Raw genomic sequence first — 16,328 nt, 5'->3', positions numbered from 1 at the left:
CGCCGCGCTGCGGTGCGGCACGCAGCGAGTCAGTGCGTGGCCGTCAGCCCGAACTCCCGCATCGCGGGCAGGAAATCGTGATTCAGCTTCGGTTTGCGCGACAGCTTCACCAGCACGTAGCGCTGGAACGGCGCGAGCCGCTGCCACTGCGCAAGCGCCGGCGCCGACAGCCCGGCCAGCGCGCTCTGCTGCACGAGCGACTCCGGCACCGAGTCGGTGGCGCGCCAGGTCGGCTGCTCGTCCGGCTGGAACCACGACGGTTCCAGATCGGCGTGCGTGCGCAGCATCTCGAACAGCGCATGATCGAAGTTGGGCTCGATCGCGGTGTCGTCGTCGGCCGGAAAACGCGCAAGCAGCTTGCGGTCCTCGAGCGGCAGCAACTGCCACTGCTCGAGCGAAATCCGCAAACCGAAGCGGTCGAGGTTGAAACGCACGATCATCGGGATGTACGTGAAATTTTCCGACGAATCGTGTTCGAAGTTGAATAGCAACGGAGCGTCGCTGAGTCCCATGGTCGTTACCTGACGTGACGGTTGCCGGCGCGGCCGGCCTGCCTGGGGTATTTTAGAACCTCTGCGCGCGGGCGGCGGACACGATTGCTGGTCCGCCGGCCGCGCCTCGAATCAACGGGAGTGCTCGTGAATCCGATCGAATCCGACGAACTGCGCGATGAACTGCGCGACGAACCGCGCGGCGCGATCGAACTGTCCGTGCGCCGCACGCGCGGCGGCGCCGTCGAAACCGCGCACGACTACGTGGGCCAGGAATGGCCCGTCGCACTCGTCTTCAACGGCATCTCGCACGCGGTGATGATGTGCACGCCGTGCGACCTCGAAGCGTTCGCGGTCGGCTTCGCAATCTCGGAAGGGATCGTCGCGCGCGGCAGCGACATCAAGGACATCGAGGTGATCCTGCACGCCGACGCGCCGTTGCCGCACGCGGAAGTCCATCTGGAAGTCGTCCAGCAGGCGTTCGCCGCGCTGAAGGACCGGCGCCGCGCGCTCGCGGGGCGCACCGGCTGCGGCGTATGCGGAATCGAAAGCATCGACCTGCTCGACCTCGCGCCCGAACGCGTGCCCGACACGGGCTTTCTCGCGCGCCTCGCGCCCGACGCGCTGGCGCGCGCGGCGCATGCGCTGCCGGCCCACCAGGCGCTCACGCAGCTCACGGGCGGCCTGCATGCGGCCGCATGGTGCGACGCAACAGGCACGATCCGGATCGCGTTCGAGGACGTCGGCCGCCACAACGCGCTGGACAAGCTGATCGGCTCGCTCGTGCTGTCGCGCGCCGACGCGACCGACGGCTTCGTGTTCCTGTCGAGCCGCGCGAGCTACGAGCTCGTGCGCAAGGCCGCACGGGTCGGCATCCCGATGGTCGCAACCATCTCCGCGCCGTCGTCGCTCGCGATCGAGATCGCAAAGGCGGCCGGTTTGCGGCTCGTCAGCTTCTGCCGCGAAACCGGCCACGTGGATTACGGCACCGCGTGAGCGCTCGCGGCGGGCGCCTTGCCCGCCGGTTCGGGAACCGCGCCCGGCAGTTCGTCCGCGGCGGCCGGCGGGAGCGCCTCGCATGCCGCGTCGCTCGTCCGGTTTCCGAGGTAGTCCGTCCAGAGCTTGCGGTCGGTGTCATAGAGCTTGCAGCGGCGCGCCGTGTCGAAATACCAGCGCCAGCTGAAGCGCTGCACGACGATCCGCCCGGGCAGCATGTCCTCCAGTTTCGCCTGCGCGGGCTTGAGCCGGTACAGCGGCACGCTCATGTCGACGTGATGCGCCGTGTGCTCCATGATGTGGTGCAGCAGGCCGCCGATACCGAACGGGAACGTCAGGTGCAGCGTGGTCGACACGAACGGCGCGGCATTCGACCACTCCGCGCGGTTCGCGTGCCACGCGATGCGCGGATCGGTGTGGTGGACATATACGACGAAGCCGATCATCGAGCACCAGAACAGGAACGGCACGAGCACGGCGGTTGCGAGCAGCAGCGCGATGGGCTGCCCTGTCGCGATCGCCACCCAGACGACGGCGGCGATCCACACGGCCGCGAAGCCCGTCACCAGCAGGCAGTCGCGCCGGAACACGGGCCGCGACGTACCGATATAGGTCCTGGTCGGGAAATACATCCGCAACCACCAGATCTCGACGAGATAGTAAAGCCCCGGCGCCCAGCCGCTTCGGTAGACGCGATCCAGCAAGCGGCGCGCCGGCGACAGCGCGGCGTATTCCGCCGGGGTATTGGGCGCCCACACGAAGTCGAAGCCCTTCAGGTTCGTATAGCCGTGGTGCACGACGTTGTGTCCGACTTCCCACAGGCTGTATGGCGTCAGCGACGGCAGGAATGCGATGCGGCCGAGCCAGCGGTTCAGCCGGCGATCGGGCGTCAGGCTCTGGTGACACGCGTCGTGCCCGATGATGAAGAGCCGCCCGGTGATGAAGCCGGCGGCCATCCCGCAGACGATCTTGCCGATGATCGACGGAATCAGCAGCGCGCCGGCGAACGCCGCGAACAGCAGCAGGTAGTCGAGCACGAGCAGCGCGATCGGGCGCACGATCTCGCGCGTGGCGAACGGCACGAGCCACGCGCGGATGACCTTGCGATGCGGGATCGGCTCGTCGGCACGAACGGGTGTCTGGGAATCGTTGTTGATCATGATGCGCAAAGGCGCGCGAACCGCACGCCCGAAAGGGAAAAAGCCGTGCGGCGGGCACGGCGCGGAAGGGCGGGCCGAACCGCGGCCCGGGCCGGTCAACGCGACATCATGTTCATGCTGACGTTGTGCATCACCCACAGCGTCCCGAAGATCAGGATCAGCGCGGTGAGCACCGTGTAGCTGAACGCCATCACGTTCCAGCGCTGGCTGGACGACGTGTTCATGTGCAGGAAGCATACGAGGTGCACGAGAATCTGCACGAACGCGAGCACCGCGAGCGCGATGAGCGCCGCCCTCGGCGCCAGCACGCCGCCCGTCACGAGGCCGAACGACGCGGCCGTCAGCAGCACCGACAGCACGAAACCGACGATGTAGCCGCCGGCCGTGCCGTGCGCTTCATCGTGGTGGATGAGTTCCGAATGAGCCATTTAGATCACGCCCGCGAGATAGACGAAGGAGAACACGCAGATCCAGACGATGTCGAGGAAGTGCCAGAAGAGGCTCAGGCAGGTGAGGCGCCGGAAGTCGCGTTCCGTCATGCCGGGGCCACGAGCGATCTGCACCACGAGCACGACCATCCACAACAGGCCCACAGCCACGTGCAATCCGTGCGTGCCGACCAGCGCGAAGAACGCCGACAGGAACGCGCTGCGCTGCGGGCCTGCGCCTTGCGCGATCAGGTGCGAGAACTCGCGCAGTTCCATCGCGAGAAACGCAGCGCCGAGCACGAACGTCACCGCAAGCCAGACGAACACGGTGCCGCGTCGGCGGCGCTGCGCGCCGAGCATCGCGAAGCCGTACGTGATGCTGGACAGCAGCAGCGCGGCGGTCTCGAGCGCGACGCCCGGGATATCGAACAGGTCCTTCGCGGTCGGCCCGCCCGCAAACTGGTGGCCGAGCACCGCGAACGTCGCAAACAGCGACGCGAAGATCACGCAGTCGGTCATCAGGTACAGCCAGAAGCCGAACACGGAATGCGACGGCGGATGGTGGTGCGCCGCCGGTTGATGGCCGGCGCCCGCGAGAGATTGATACGACATCAGTTCGCCTCCAGTTCGGCTTGCGGCGCCGGTGTGCCGATCCGCACGCCCGCGCGTCGTTCCTCGATCGTGCGGACGGTATCCGCCGGAATGTAATAGCCGTCGTTGTCCTGTGCGCTGTACAGCACCACCGTCGCGACGATGCCGACGAGCGCGGCGATCGCGAGCCACCAGATGTGCCAGACGAGTGCGAAGCCGAGCATCAGGCTGAAGAGGCCGACGAAGAAACCCGCACTCGTGTTCGACGGCATGTGGATGTCCTGGTACCTGACGTTCTTGCCGAGGCCGAGCCCGAGGCCCTTCGCCTTGCGATACGCGAGCTCGTCGAGCTCGTGAACGTTCGGGATCACCGCGAAGTTGTAGACGGCGGGCGGCGAACTCGTCGCCCATTCGAGCGTGCGGCCGTTCCACGGATCGCCCGTCGCATCGCGATACTGCGGCTGGTTGCGATTGCGCCAGCCGACCCACACCGATGCGACCTGACACAGCACGCCGATCGCGATCAGTGCGACGCCGAGCGCGGCGGCAACCAGCCACGGATGCCAGGCCGGGTTGTCGTAGTGATTCAGGCGACGCGTCATGCCCATGAAGCCGAGCACGTACAGCGGCACGAACGACACGTAGAAGCCGAGGAACCAGCACCAGAACGCGCGCTTGCCGAACTTCTCGTCGAGCCGGAAACCGAACACCTTCGGGAACCAGTAATGCACGCCCGCGAAGTAGCCGAACACGACGCCGCCGATGATCGCGTTGTGGAAGTGCGCGATCAGGAACAGGCTGTTGTGCAGCACGAAGTCCGCGCCGGGAATCGCCATCATCACGCCGGTCATGCCGCCGAGCGTGAACGTGACCATGAAACCGATCGTCCACAGCACGGGCGCCGTGAATTCGATGCGTCCGCGGTACATCGTAAACAGCCAGTTGAAGATCTTCACGCCGGTCGGAATCGCGATGACCATCGTCATGATGCCGAAAAACGCGTTCACGTTCGCACCCGAGCCCATCGTGAAGAAGTGGTGCAGCCACACGAGGAACGCGAGCACCATGATCACGCACGATGCATAGACCATCGTCCTGTAGCCGAACAACGGCTTCTTCGCGAACGTGGCGATGACTTCCGAATAGATGCCGAACGCGGGCAGCACGAGGATGTACACCTCCGGATGCCCCCATGCCCAGATCAGGTTCAGGTACAGCATCGCGTTGCCGCCGGCATCGTTCGTGAAGAAGTGCATGTCGAGGTAGCGGTCGAGGCCCAGCAGCGCGAGCGCGACCGTCAGGATCGGGAACGTGGCCATGATCAGCACGTTCGAGCACAGCGCGGTCCACGTGAACACCGGCATCTTCATCAGCGTCATGCCCGGCGCGCGCATCTTGATGATCGTCACGAAAAAGTTGATCGCCGTGATCAGCGTGCCGACGCCCGAGATCTGCAGCGCCCACAGGTAGTAGTCGACGCCGACGCCCGGGCTGAACTGCAGCTCCGACAACGGCGGATACGCGAGCCAGCCCGTCTGCGCGAATTCGCCGATCACGAGCGAGATGTTCATCAGGATCGCGGCCATCGCCGTCATCCAGAAGCTCAGCGAGTTCAGGAACGGGAACGCGACGTCGCGCGCGCCGATCTGCAGCGGCACGATCAGGTTGAAGAACGCGACCAGCAGCGCCATCGCCATGAAGAAGATCATGATCACGCCGTGCGCGGTGAAGACCTGGTCGTAATGATGCGGCGGCAGGTAGCCGGGGCCGTTGTACGCGAGCGCGAGCTGCACGCGCATCATCACGGCGTCCGCGAAGCCGCGCAGCAGCATCAGCACCGCGACGACCAGGTACATCACGCCGATCTTCTTGTGATCGACGGACGTCAGCCATTCGCTCCACAGCCATTTCCATCGGCCGGTGACCGTCAGCGCGGCGACGATGCCCAGCACGACGAGCCCCATGAAGGCGCTCGCCCCCATGATGATGGGCTGATCGAACGGGATCGCCGATAGTGTGAGTTTGCCGAACATGCGTTACCCCTTCGTCGTGCAGGCGGCGTCCTTCGGGTCGAGGACGTGGCCGTTGTTGTATTTCGCGATGATGTTGTGAAAAAGCTTCGGATCCACCGACGAGAAGTAGCGCACGGGCGCCTTCTCGCTCGGCTGAGCGACCGCGCCGTATGCGGTCATGTCGAGCCGGTCGGACGACGCCTTCACCTTGCGCACCCACGCGTCGAACTGCTCGCGCGACTCGGCGAGCGTGCGGAACTTCATGTCGGAGAAGCCGCGGCCGCTGTAGTTGGCGGACACGCCCGCGTAGCTGCCCGCCTCGTCGGCGATCAGGTGCAGGCGCGTCTGCATGCCGGCCATCGCATAGACCTGGCTGCCGAGCTGCGGGATGAAGAACGAGTTCATCACCGAGTCCGACGTGATGCGGAAATTCACCGGCGTGCCCACCGGAATCGCGAGCTGGTTGACCGACGCGATGCCAAGCTCCGGATAGATGAACAGCCACTTCCAGTCGAGCGCGACAACCTCGACGTCGATCGGCTTGACCGACGATTCGAGCGGCTTGTACGGGTCGAGTTCGTGCGTGGTCTTCCACGTGAGCACGCCGAGGAACAGGATGATCAGCGTCGGCACCGTCCAGATCACGACTTCGATCGCGGTCGAGTGCGACCAGTTCGGCGCGTAGGTTGCGTTGCGGTTCGACGCGCGGTAGCGCCACGCGAAGTAAAGCGTCAGCAGGATCACCGGCACGACGACGATCAGCATCGCCCACGTCGCCGTCGCAATCAGCGATTTCTCGGCGACGCCCACCGCGCCCTTCGGATCGAGCACGTGAAGGTCGCTGCATCCGGCGAGTGCCGCCAGCAGCCCGATGACGGGCGCCGCACGCGCTCCGCCGGTGATTCGTCCGATCATTGTTCGTTCGCCTGATTGTCGTTGAGTAGAGCCGGCCGTATGCCGCCATCGCGCGACGCACACGGCCGCGGCGACCTGTGCGCGAACTGTACGGAAAATTGCCGCAGTGCAACTTGACGGCGGACAAGCTTTGCCGAGGTGAGCCGGAACCGCCCCGAGCGGGGCGAGTCGGGACACCGGCACCCGCGCACGATTGCCGGCGATGGCCTATGGCACAACCGAGAGGGGGCCGCCGCTCAAGCACCGCGGATAGCGGGCGGCAATGGCGAAACGGGAATCACGACGGCGCCGCACCGCGACACGAGAGACGCCGGCCGCGGCATCACGCCACGCCATCGTCGACACCGACGCGCGTTGCGAGCGCAGCGCAACCGCAGAACGGCGCAGGGGAACGCGGAACGCCGCGCGAACGCGCAGCGGCGCAGGTTCGAGCCGACGCGTCGATTGACGCATCGACGGTGAAGACCGAACGAAAGCCGCGCGGTCGGCGGCTCGCGGAGGCTGGCGTTGCCGCCTCGGACGGCGAAGGAATCCGAGGCGGCAAAGCACGTGTGCCCGGTGTCAGTCGAACTGACGGAAATCCGGCTTGCGCTTCTCGAAGAACGCGGTCATCGCCTCGCGCGCTTCGGGTGCGCGCAGCATCGCGGAGAAATGGCCCGCCTCTTCGGCCATCCGCGCGGCGGTCGCCACGCCGCCCGTATCCTTCAGCAGCGCCTTCGTCACGCGCAGCGACGACGCCGGCAGCGCCGCGAGCTTCGCCGCCTGCTTCGCCGCGAACGCGTCGAGTTCGGCGGCCGGCAGCACGCGATTGACGATGCCGATCCGGTGCGCCTCCAGCGCATCGAACGCCTCGCCAAGCAGCAGCTTCTCGGCGGCGACCTGATGGCCGGCCAGGCGCGGCAGCAGCACGCTCGATGCGGCTTCCGGGCACAGCCCGAGCTGCGCGAACGGCAGCGAGAACGTCGCGGTATCGGCCGCGTACACGAGGTCGCAGTGCAGCAGCATCGTCACGCCGACGCCGACCGCGATGCCCGGCACCGCGGCCACGATCGGCTTCGGTGCACCGCTGATCCGCGCGAGAAACTGGAACACCGGCGCGTTCTCGTCCTTCGGCGGCGCCTTCAGGAAATCCTCGAGATCGTTCCCCGAGCTGAAATTGCCGTCGCCGCCGCGCAGCAGGATCACGCGTACCGCCTTGTCTTCCTGTGCTTCGGCGAGTGCGTCGGCCATCGTCTGGTACATCGCCGCCGTCAGCGCGTTCTTCTTCGCCGGGCGCGCGATCGTGATCGTCATCACGCCGTCGGCGCGTTCCACTTGAATTTCGGCCACAACCGTCTCCTTTGACTTTCCTCTATCGGAATGAAAAAACGGTGCGCGAGCTCGTGGCCCGCGCACCGTCGTCGCTTTTCGTCGCGTCCCGCTTACAGGCGTTCGATGATGCCCGCGGCACCCATGCCGGTGCCGACGCACATCGTGACCATCCCGTACTTCAGGTTGCGACGGCGCAGGCCGTGCACGACGGTCGCCGCGCGGATCGCGCCGGTCGCGCCGAGCGGGTGGCCGAGTGCGATCGCGCCGCCCAGCGGGTTGACCTTCGACGGGTCGAGGCCGAGATCGCGGATCACCGCCAGCGATTGCGCGGCGAACGCCTCGTTCAGCTCGATCCAGTCGAGATCGTCCTGCTTCAGGCCCGCGGCCTTCAGCGCGGCCGGAATCGCTTCCTTCGGACCGATGCCCATGATTTCCGGCGGCACGCCGCGCACCGCGAAGCTCACGAAGCGCGCGAGCGGCGTCAGGTTGAACTCCTTGAGCACCTTCTCCGACACGACGAGCAGCGCGCCCGCGCCGTCCGACGTCTGCGAGCTGTTGCCGGCCGTGACCGAACCCTTGTTCGCGAACACCGTGCGCAGCTTCGCGAGGCCTTCGAGCGACGTGTCCGCGCGCGGGCCTTCGTCGAGCGCGATCTCGCGCGTCTTCACGTCGACTTCGCCGGTCGCGAGGTTCGGGAAACGCTCGGTGAGCGTGTACGCGGCGATCTCGTCGTTGAACTCGCCGGCCTGCTGCGCGGCGAGCGCCTTGCGGTGCGACTCGACCGAGAACGCGTCCTGGTCTTCGCGGCTCACCTTCCACTGGTCGGCGACACGCTCGGCCGTCAGGCCCATCCCGTACGCGATGCCGAAGTCTTCGTTGCGATCGAAGATGTGCGGCGACATCGACGGCTTGTTGCCCATCATCGGCACCATGCTCATCGATTCGCAGCCGCCCGCGAGCAGCGCGTCCGACTCGCCGACGCGGATGCGGTCGGCCGCCATCGCGAGCGCCGTGATGCCCGACGCGCAGAAGCGGTTGACCGTCACGCCGCCGACCGTCTGCGGCAGGCCCGCGAGCAGCGCGCCCATGCGCGCGACGTTCAGGCCCTGCTCGGCTTCCGGAATCGCGCAGCCGATGATCGCGTCCTCGATCAGCTTCGTGTCGAAGCCGGGCACCTGCGCGACCGCCGACCTGATCGCGTGGACCAGCAGCTCGTCCGGGCGCGTGTTCTTGAATACACCGCGCGGGGCCTTGCCGATCGGCGTGCGGCTGGCGGCGACGATGTATGCGTCTTGCAATTGTTTGCTCATTTCAGACTCCTTGTCCGCTCTGTCCGCTCGCTCAGTTACGCACCGGCTTGCCGGTCTGCAACATGCCCATGATCCGTTCCTGCGTCTTCTGCGTGCCGAGCAGCTCGACGAACGCGCGGCGCTCGAGCGCGAGCAGCCACTGCTCGTCGACGAGGCTGCCGGCTTCGACGTCGCCGCCGCACACCGCTTCGGCAATGCGGCTCGCGATCAGGTAGTCGTGCTCGCTGATGAAGCGGCCGTCACGCATGTTGACGAGCGACGCCTTGATCGTCGCGATCGCCGAGCGGCCCGCGACCGGCACGTCCTTCGCCCGCAGCGGTGCGCGGTAGCCGCTTGCGGCCAGCGCGCGCGCTTCCTTCTTCGCGGTGTCGAGCAGTTCGAACACGTTGAAGATGATCGTGTCGGACGGCTTCAGGTAGCCCATCGCGCGCGCATCGTGCGCGGACGCCGACACCTTCGCCATCGCCGCGTTCTCGAACGACTTCGTGACGAACTTCAGGATGTCGGTGGTCGCGTTCGCGGCCGTTGCGGCATCCGCCGCGCGCAGCGCCGCTTCCTTCAGGCCGCCGCCCGCCGGCACCAGGCCGACGCCCACTTCGACGAGACCGATGTAGCTCTCGACGTGCACGACGCGCTTCGCGCTGTGCAGCATGAGCTCGCACCCGCCGCCGAGCGCGATGCCCGACACGGCTGCAACGACCGGCACGTTCGCGTACTTCACGCGCAGCATGCCTTCCTGGAACTTCTTCACGAACGGCTCGATGCCCTTCGCGCCGCCCATCATGAACGCGGGCATCGCCTCTTCGAGGTTCGCGCCGGCCGAGAACGGGCCGCCCGGCGTGCCGAGCTTCAGCGACGTCGGCTGCCAGATCACCACGCCCTTGTAGTCCTTCTCCGCGAGTTCGATCGCCTGCACGAGGCCGTCGATCACGCTCGGTCCGATCGTGTTCATCTTCGACTTGAACGACACGATCACGACGTCGTCCTCGCCCGCACGGTCGTCGACCCATGCGCGCACCGCGTCGGTTTCGAACAGCGTCTTGCCGTAGGTCTTCGGATCGGCACCGGCTTCACCGAGCAGCGGCGCGCGGAACACCTGCTTACCGTAGACCGCGAGGTCCGAACGCGGCACGAAGCGCTGCGCCGCCGGCGCCCACGAGCCTTCGGCCGTGTGCACGCCGCCCTGCTCGGCAACCGGCCCTTCGAGCACCCACGACGGCAGCGGCGCGTTCGCGAGCGCCTTGCCGGCCGCGATGTCTTCCTGCACCCACGCGGCGACCTGCTTCCAGCCGGCAGCCTGCCAGCCTTCGAACGGGCCTTCGTTCCAGCCGAAGCCCCAGCGGATCGCGAGATCGACGTCGCGCGCGTTGTCGGCGATCGACTCGAGATGCACGCCGATGTAGTGGAACACGTCGCGGAAGATCGACCACAGGAACTGCGCATGCGGATGGTCCGTCTCGCGCAGCAGCTTCAGGCGCTCGGCCGGCGGACGCTTCAGGATCCGACCGACGGTTTCGTCGGCCTTCGCGCCCGAATCGACGTAGGCGCCCGTCTTCGCGTCGAGCACCTTGATCGCCTTGCCTTCCTTCTTGTAGAAACCGGCGCCCGTCTTCTGGCCGAGCGCGCCCTGCTTCACCAGTTCGGCGAGCACGGCTGGCGTCTGGTAGACCGGGAAGAACGGATCGTCGGCGAGGTTGTCCTGCATCGTCTTGATCACGTGCGCCATCGTGTCGAGGCCGACCACGTCCGCGGTGCGGAACGTTGCCGACTTCGCGCGGCCGAGGCGGCTGCCCGTCAGGTCGTCGACTTCGTCGAAGCGCAGGCCGAACTTCGCGGCCTCGGTGATCACCGCGAGGATCGAGAAGATGCCGACGCGGTTCGCGATGAAGTTCGGCGTGTCCTTCGCGCGCACGACGCCCTTGCCGACGATGCTCGTCAGGAACGTCTCGAGCTGGTCGAGGATCTCCGGGCGCGTATGCGCGGTCGGGATCAGCTCGACGAGGTGCATGTAGCGCGGCGGGTTGAAGAAGTGCACGCCGCAGAAGCGCGCCTTCAGCTCGTCCGAGAAGCCTTCGGACAGTTTCGTGATCGACAGGCCCGACGTGTTGGTCGCGAAGATCGCGTTCGGCGCGAGGTGCGGCGCGACCTTCTTGTACAGGTCGTGCTTCCAGTCCATCCGCTCGGCGATCGCCTCGATCACGACGTCGCATTCGGCCAGCTTCGCGATGTCGTCTTCGTAGTTCGCCGCTTCGAGGTACTTCGCGTCGTCCTTCACGCCGAACGGCGCGGGCGACAGCTTCTTCAGGTTCTCGATCGCCTTCAGCGCGATCGCGTTTTTCGGGCCTTCCTTGGCCGGCAGGTCGAACAGCAGCACCGGCACGCGCGCGTTGATGAGGTGCGCGGCGATCTGCGCGCCCATCACGCCGGCGCCCAGCACGGCGACCTTGCGAATCAGGAAATTGCTCACGGGATGTCTCCGGATAGTGTCGTGCAGCGCGGGATGTGAGGGCTGCACGGAGAAGTGAGTACCAGGAACCGTTGCGTTCGGGCGGTACGCAGCGCACCGCCCGGACTCGCGTCAGAACAGCGATTCGTCGACTTCCATCAGCGTCTTCGAGCCGGCGCGCGCGGCCCGGATCGTCGATGCCGTTTCGGGCAGCAGGCGTGCGAAGTAGAAGCGGGCCGTCGCGAGCTTCGACTTGTAGAACGGATCGCCCGACGCTTCGTTGTCGAGTGCGAGACGCGCCATCCGCGCCCAGAAGTACGAGAACACCAGGTGGCCGACGGTGCGCAGGTACGGCACGGCGGCGGCGCCGACTTCGTCGGGGTTCTGCATCGCCTTCATGCCGATTTCCATCGTCAGCTTCTGCACCTTGTCGCCGATGTCGGCGAGCGGGTTGATGAACTCGGCCATTTCCGGCTTCACGCCTTCGGCTTCCGCGAATTCCGTGACGAGCTTGCCGAACTTCTTCAGCTTCGCGCCCATGTCTCCGAGCACCTTGCGGCCCAGCAGGTCGAGCGACTGGATCGAGTTCGTGCCTTCGTAAATCATGTTGATCCGCGCGTCGCGCACGTACTGCTCCATGCCCCACTCGGAGATGAAGCCGTGGCCGCCGTAGATCTGCATCGCATGGTTCGTGCACTCGAACGCGTTGTCGGTCAGGAACGCCTTGATGATCGGCGTGAGCAGCGCGACGAGGTCGGCCGCTTCCTTGCGCACCGCTTCGTCGGCGTGCGACAGCTCCTTGTCGATCTGCAGCGCGGACCAGTACGTGAACGCGCGCGCGCCTTCCGCGTATGCCTTCTGCGTGAGCAGCATGCGACGCACGTCCGGGTGCACGATGATCGGGTCGGCCGGCTTGTCCGGCGCCTTCGGGCCCGTCAGCGAGCGCATCTGCAGGCGCTCCTTCGCATACGTGAGCGAATTCTGGTACGCGACTTCCGTGAGGCCGAGACCCTGCATGCCGACGCCGAGACGCGCGGCGTTCATCATCACGAACATCGCGTTCAGGCCCTTGTTCGGCTCGCCGACCATCCAGCCCTTCGCGTTGTCGAGGTTCATCACGCACGTCGAGTTGCCGTGGATACCCATCTTGTGCTCGATCGAGCCGCACTTGATGCCGTTGCGCTCGCCCGGCTCGCCCGCTGCGTCGGGGATGAACTTCGGCACGATGAACAGCGAGATTCCCTTCGTGCCTTGCGGCGCGTCCGGCAGGCGCGCGAGCACGAGGTGGACGATGTTCTCCGCCATGTCGTGCTCGCCGCTCGAGATGAAGATCTTCGTGCCGCTGATCGAGTAAGAGCCGTCGCCGTTCGGTTCGGCCTTGGTGCGCAGGATGCCGAGGTCGGTGCCGCAGTGCGGCTCGGTCAGGCACATCGTGCCGGTCCATTCGCCCGTCACGAGCTTCGGCAGGTAGGCCTTCTGCAGTTCCGGCGCGCCGTGCGCGTGCAGGCATTCGTACGCGCCGTGCGACAGGCCCGGATACATCGTCCATGCCTGGTTCGCCGAGTTCAGCATTTCGTAGAGCGCGTTGTTCACGAACGCGGGCAGGCCCTGGCCGCCGTAGTCCGGATCGCAGCCGAGTGCCGGCCAGCCGGCCTCGACGTATTGCCGGTAGGCTTCCTTGAAGCCGGTCGGGGTCTTCACGACGCCGTCGCCTTCATACGTGCAGCCTTCGCGGTCGCCGACCTGGTTCAGCGGGAACAGTACCTCGGAGCAGAACTTGCCCGCCTCCTCGAGGACCTGGTTGATCGTGTCGGCGTCGAGGTCCGCATGCTTGGGCATTTGCTTGACTTCGGCTTCGACGTTCAGAAGCTCGTGCAACACGAATTGCATGTCGCGCAGCGGCGCGGCGTACTGTCCCATGACTCTCTCCAAAGGTGGGCAAAACGGCTCGAGCTCCTGGCGGGCGGATCACGCGCCGCTAACGGCTCTCGCTCTGATACGAAACAATCGTCTTTTCCAGCGCGGCCCACGTGAGGCGCACGGCATCCGGCGAATGCAGGAAACGTGCGTCGTGGTGCAGGCCGAGCGTGAAGCTGTACAACTCGAAGAGCATCAGGTCCGGATCGGTATCCGTGCGCAGGTGCCCCTCTTCCATCGCCTGCGAAATGGCGCGCAGCAACGCGGCACGCCAGGCCGTCACGCTCGCGATCAACTGCTCGCGCACGGGGCTGTCCGGCCGGTCGTCGTACTCCACTGCGCCGCTGATGTAGATGCACCCGGTCGTCACCTCCTGGATGCGCTTCTCGATCCAGCGCGCCAGCATCGCCCGCAGACGCGGCAGACCGCGCGCTTCGCGCAGGCTCGGAAAGAACACCTCGTTTTCGAAACGATGGTGATACTCGCGGACGACCTCGACCTGCAGGTCCTCGCGCGATCCGAAGTGCGCGAACACGCCACTCTTGCTCATCTGCATGCGCTCGGCCAGCAGGCCGATCGTCAGCCCCTCCAGCCCGTCACGGCTGGCGAGGTCCAAAGCAGCTTCAAGTATCGCGGCACGCGTCTGTTCGCCTTTTCGCATAGCTATTTCTGTAACCGTTCGGGGGTTCGAATAAAATCGAACGGCCGTACTATTATTGAGTGCGGCCGCTCGCGAAACAAGGAAATTATTAGAAACCGGTGTCTAACCGAGCCGCTATTTTGCGCGATTCCGGCGGGACCGGAGCGGCTTTTCCGCACGAACGTGCGGACAGATTTTTGAAGCGAATGCTTAGTCCGCGTCAGTCGTAACTGCCGACCGTCAGCGCCTTCATCACGACGCGATACACGGTATAGGCGAGCCAGTTCAGAATACGCTCGATGCGCGGGCGCGCGGCGAATCGCGCGGCGTCGATCTCCCGGCCATCGGCGAACGCTGCCGCGATCGCGTCGCGCAGTTCGTTCGTGACCGAATCGTAGCGCACCAGCACGACGTTCGCTTCATTGTTCAGCATCAGGCTCAGCGCGTCCAGATTCGACGAGCCGACCGTCGCCCAGCTGTCGTCGATCACGGCCACCTTGCCGTGCAGCATCGTCTTGTCGTATTCGGCGACGCGCACGCCCGCGCGCAGCAGCGTGTGATAGAGGAACGGCACGGCCGTATCGAGCGCTGCAAACTCCTTGCGGCCGATCAGGATCCGCACGTCGACGCCGCGTCGCGCGGCGCCCGTCAGCGCACGGCGCAGCTTGCGGCCGGGCATGAAATACGGATTCGCGACCAGGATCCGCTGGCGCGCCTGGCCGATCGCCGCGAGATAGGCCTTCTCGATCGCGCGGCGGTTCACGACGTTGTCGCGCGCGACGAACGCGACGCTCGGCTCCGTCACGACCCGCAGCGCGCCGGCCTTGATCCACCGGTGGCTGCGTATCCAGCGCCGGAACATGTCGGGGAACGCTTCGCCGCCATGCAGCCCGGCCGCGTACTGTGCATACGGCTTGTGGCCGAACTGGATCCGGTGCCACTGCAGTTCGAACGCCGCGCGCACGTCGGACACTGCCGGCCCCGCCATCTCGACCGCGAAATCCCAGCGCGGAAACGGCAGCGTCGTGCCGTTTTGCGCGTAGTCGTCGATGATGTTGATGCCGCCGCAGAACGCGGCCGCGTGATCGATCACCGCGAGCTTGCGGTGCGTGCGCGAGAAGCCGAAGCGGCCGAACAGGAAACGGTTGTAGATGCAGTGCTCGACGCCGGCCCCTGCCCACGTGTCGAACAGCGGCAGGCGCGCGGTGCCGACGCCGTCGGTGATCACGCGCACGCGCACGCCGCGCTGCGCCGCGCGGATCAGCGCATCCGATACCGGCCGGCCGGCCGCATCGTCGCAGAAGATATAGGTTTCGAGCATCACCTGCTCGCGCGCGGCATCGATCCGCTCGATCAGCGCCCGGAAGAATTCGCCGCCGCCCTCGCACAGCCGCACCGTGTTGCCCGCCGTGAACGCGAGCCTCGACGCCGAGCCGCGTTCCTGCAGGAACATCTGCCGCAATTGCGCGAAGCGCTTGCGAGCCTCCGCAGTCATGCGGACGAGCCGTGCGGCGTGCGCGCGAGTGCGACGCGCACGGGCAATTGCAGGATCGCCTCCGCGTTCGACGGCGAGAAGCAGCGCGCGGCCGCCTCGCGGAACGGCAGCCATGCGTGATCCACATGCTCGCGCGGCGACAGCGTCACGTCGACGCGACGCGGCACGCACAGGCCGAACCAGTGTTCGGTGTTGCGCGTGACGCCCGGTGCGTAGCGGTGCAGGTATTGCGGATAGATCGTGTATTCGATCCGGTGGCGCCAGTCGACCAGCGCGGTGGCCGGCACGTCCGGCGTGCCGACCGAGATGCCGGTTTCCTCGGCCACTTCGCGCGCGGCCGTGACCGCGAGCGGCTCGTCGAGCGCGTCCTTCGATCCGGTCACCGATTGCCAGAAATCGGGCTGGTCGGCACGCTTGATCACCAGCACATCGAGGTCGGGCGTGTAGATCACGACGAGAACGGATTCGGGGATTTTCGGCGGCTTCGTCATCTTGGTTTCATGCAGCACGGGGCCGCGCGCCGGGCATGTGCTCCGAACGTGCGGCAAGTGCTGCGACTGTACCGCAAAAAATGAAAAAGGCGCATCGCGGCGCCTTTTTCATGTGCGTCGTGTGC

General features: G+C 66.2%; 14 protein-coding genes. 1 reads left to right on the top strand and 13 read right to left on the bottom strand.

Annotation, left to right across the window (positions count from 1 at the left end):
- Positions 1-29 precede the first annotated feature (29 nt).
- On the bottom strand, positions 30-512 hold the full coding sequence (locus BT264_RS30075) for a nitrate reductase associated protein (protein ID WP_072443481.1): 483 nt from the start codon (positions 510-512) through the stop codon (positions 30-32).
- A 120-nt stretch (positions 513-632) separates the two neighbouring features.
- Here BT264_RS30075 and fdhD point away from each other — a divergent pair, with 120 nt between their 5' ends.
- Entirely contained in the window at positions 633-1,487 is an 855-nt protein-coding gene (gene fdhD, locus BT264_RS30070; protein WP_072443482.1) for a formate dehydrogenase accessory sulfurtransferase FdhD, read from the top strand.
- Here fdhD and BT264_RS30065 read toward each other — a convergent pair.
- From BT264_RS30065 to nudB, 12 genes are all read right to left on the bottom strand, one after another.
- Entirely contained in the window at positions 1,472-2,647 is a 1,176-nt protein-coding gene (locus tag BT264_RS30065) for a fatty acid desaturase (protein ID WP_072443484.1), read from the bottom strand. The two genes, fdhD and BT264_RS30065, sit on opposite strands and share 16 nt — an antisense overlap.
- Before the next feature lie 95 nt (positions 2,648-2,742).
- Entirely contained in the window at positions 2,743-3,075 is a 333-nt protein-coding gene (gene cyoD / locus BT264_RS30060; protein WP_072443486.1) for a cytochrome o ubiquinol oxidase subunit IV, read from the bottom strand.
- Complete coding sequence (gene cyoC, locus BT264_RS30055; RefSeq protein WP_072443488.1) at positions 3,076-3,687, bottom strand: cytochrome o ubiquinol oxidase subunit III; 612 nt, start codon at positions 3,685-3,687, stop codon at positions 3,076-3,078.
- Positions 3,687-5,699 (bottom strand): cytochrome o ubiquinol oxidase subunit I, encoded by a 2,013-nt coding sequence (gene cyoB / locus BT264_RS30050; protein WP_072443490.1) that lies wholly within the window; start codon positions 5,697-5,699, stop codon positions 3,687-3,689. Before cyoB ends, cyoC begins: the two co-directional genes overlap by 1 nt.
- 3 nt (positions 5,700-5,702) lie before the next feature.
- A complete protein-coding gene (gene cyoA / locus BT264_RS30045; protein WP_072443492.1) occupies positions 5,703-6,593 on the bottom strand; it encodes a ubiquinol oxidase subunit II in 891 nt (296 codons plus the stop codon).
- A gap of 561 nt (positions 6,594-7,154) precedes the next feature.
- Positions 7,155-7,922 carry an enoyl-CoA hydratase gene (locus BT264_RS30040; RefSeq protein ID WP_034178996.1) on the bottom strand — a complete coding sequence of 256 codons (768 nt, stop codon included), beginning with the start codon at positions 7,920-7,922 and terminating at the stop codon, positions 7,155-7,157.
- A gap of 92 nt (positions 7,923-8,014) precedes the next feature.
- Complete coding sequence (locus BT264_RS30035) at positions 8,015-9,214, bottom strand: acetyl-CoA C-acyltransferase (RefSeq protein ID WP_034178997.1); 1,200 nt, start codon at positions 9,212-9,214, stop codon at positions 8,015-8,017.
- Between the two features lie 31 nt (positions 9,215-9,245).
- Positions 9,246-11,681, bottom strand: coding sequence for a 3-hydroxyacyl-CoA dehydrogenase/enoyl-CoA hydratase family protein (locus BT264_RS30030; RefSeq protein WP_072443494.1), 2,436 nt, complete (start codon positions 11,679-11,681; stop codon positions 9,246-9,248).
- Between the two features lie 111 nt (positions 11,682-11,792).
- A complete protein-coding gene (locus tag BT264_RS30025) occupies positions 11,793-13,580 on the bottom strand; it encodes an acyl-CoA dehydrogenase C-terminal domain-containing protein (protein ID WP_072443496.1) in 1,788 nt (595 codons plus the stop codon).
- A gap of 58 nt (positions 13,581-13,638) precedes the next feature.
- Positions 13,639-14,238, bottom strand: coding sequence for a TetR/AcrR family transcriptional regulator (locus BT264_RS30020; protein ID WP_034179000.1), 600 nt, complete (start codon positions 14,236-14,238; stop codon positions 13,639-13,641).
- A gap of 199 nt (positions 14,239-14,437) precedes the next feature.
- Entirely contained in the window at positions 14,438-15,712 is a 1,275-nt protein-coding gene (gene clsB, locus BT264_RS30015) for a cardiolipin synthase ClsB (RefSeq protein WP_072443498.1), read from the bottom strand.
- The gene (gene nudB, locus BT264_RS30010; RefSeq protein ID WP_034179429.1) at positions 15,709-16,203 is read right to left on the bottom strand and encodes a dihydroneopterin triphosphate diphosphatase; all 495 of its coding nucleotides are present in this window, start codon (positions 16,201-16,203) and stop codon (positions 15,709-15,711) included. Before nudB ends, clsB begins: the two co-directional genes overlap by 4 nt.
- Between the last annotated feature and the right edge of the window lie 125 nt (positions 16,204-16,328).

It is taken from the genome of Burkholderia sp. NFPP32 (genome assembly GCF_900119325.1).
Taxonomy (GTDB): Bacteria; Pseudomonadota; Gammaproteobacteria; order Burkholderiales; family Burkholderiaceae; genus Burkholderia; species Burkholderia pyrrocinia_C.
The sequence above is the reverse complement of the archived record's forward strand: the minus strand, read 5'-3'. Positions and strand labels throughout refer to the sequence as shown.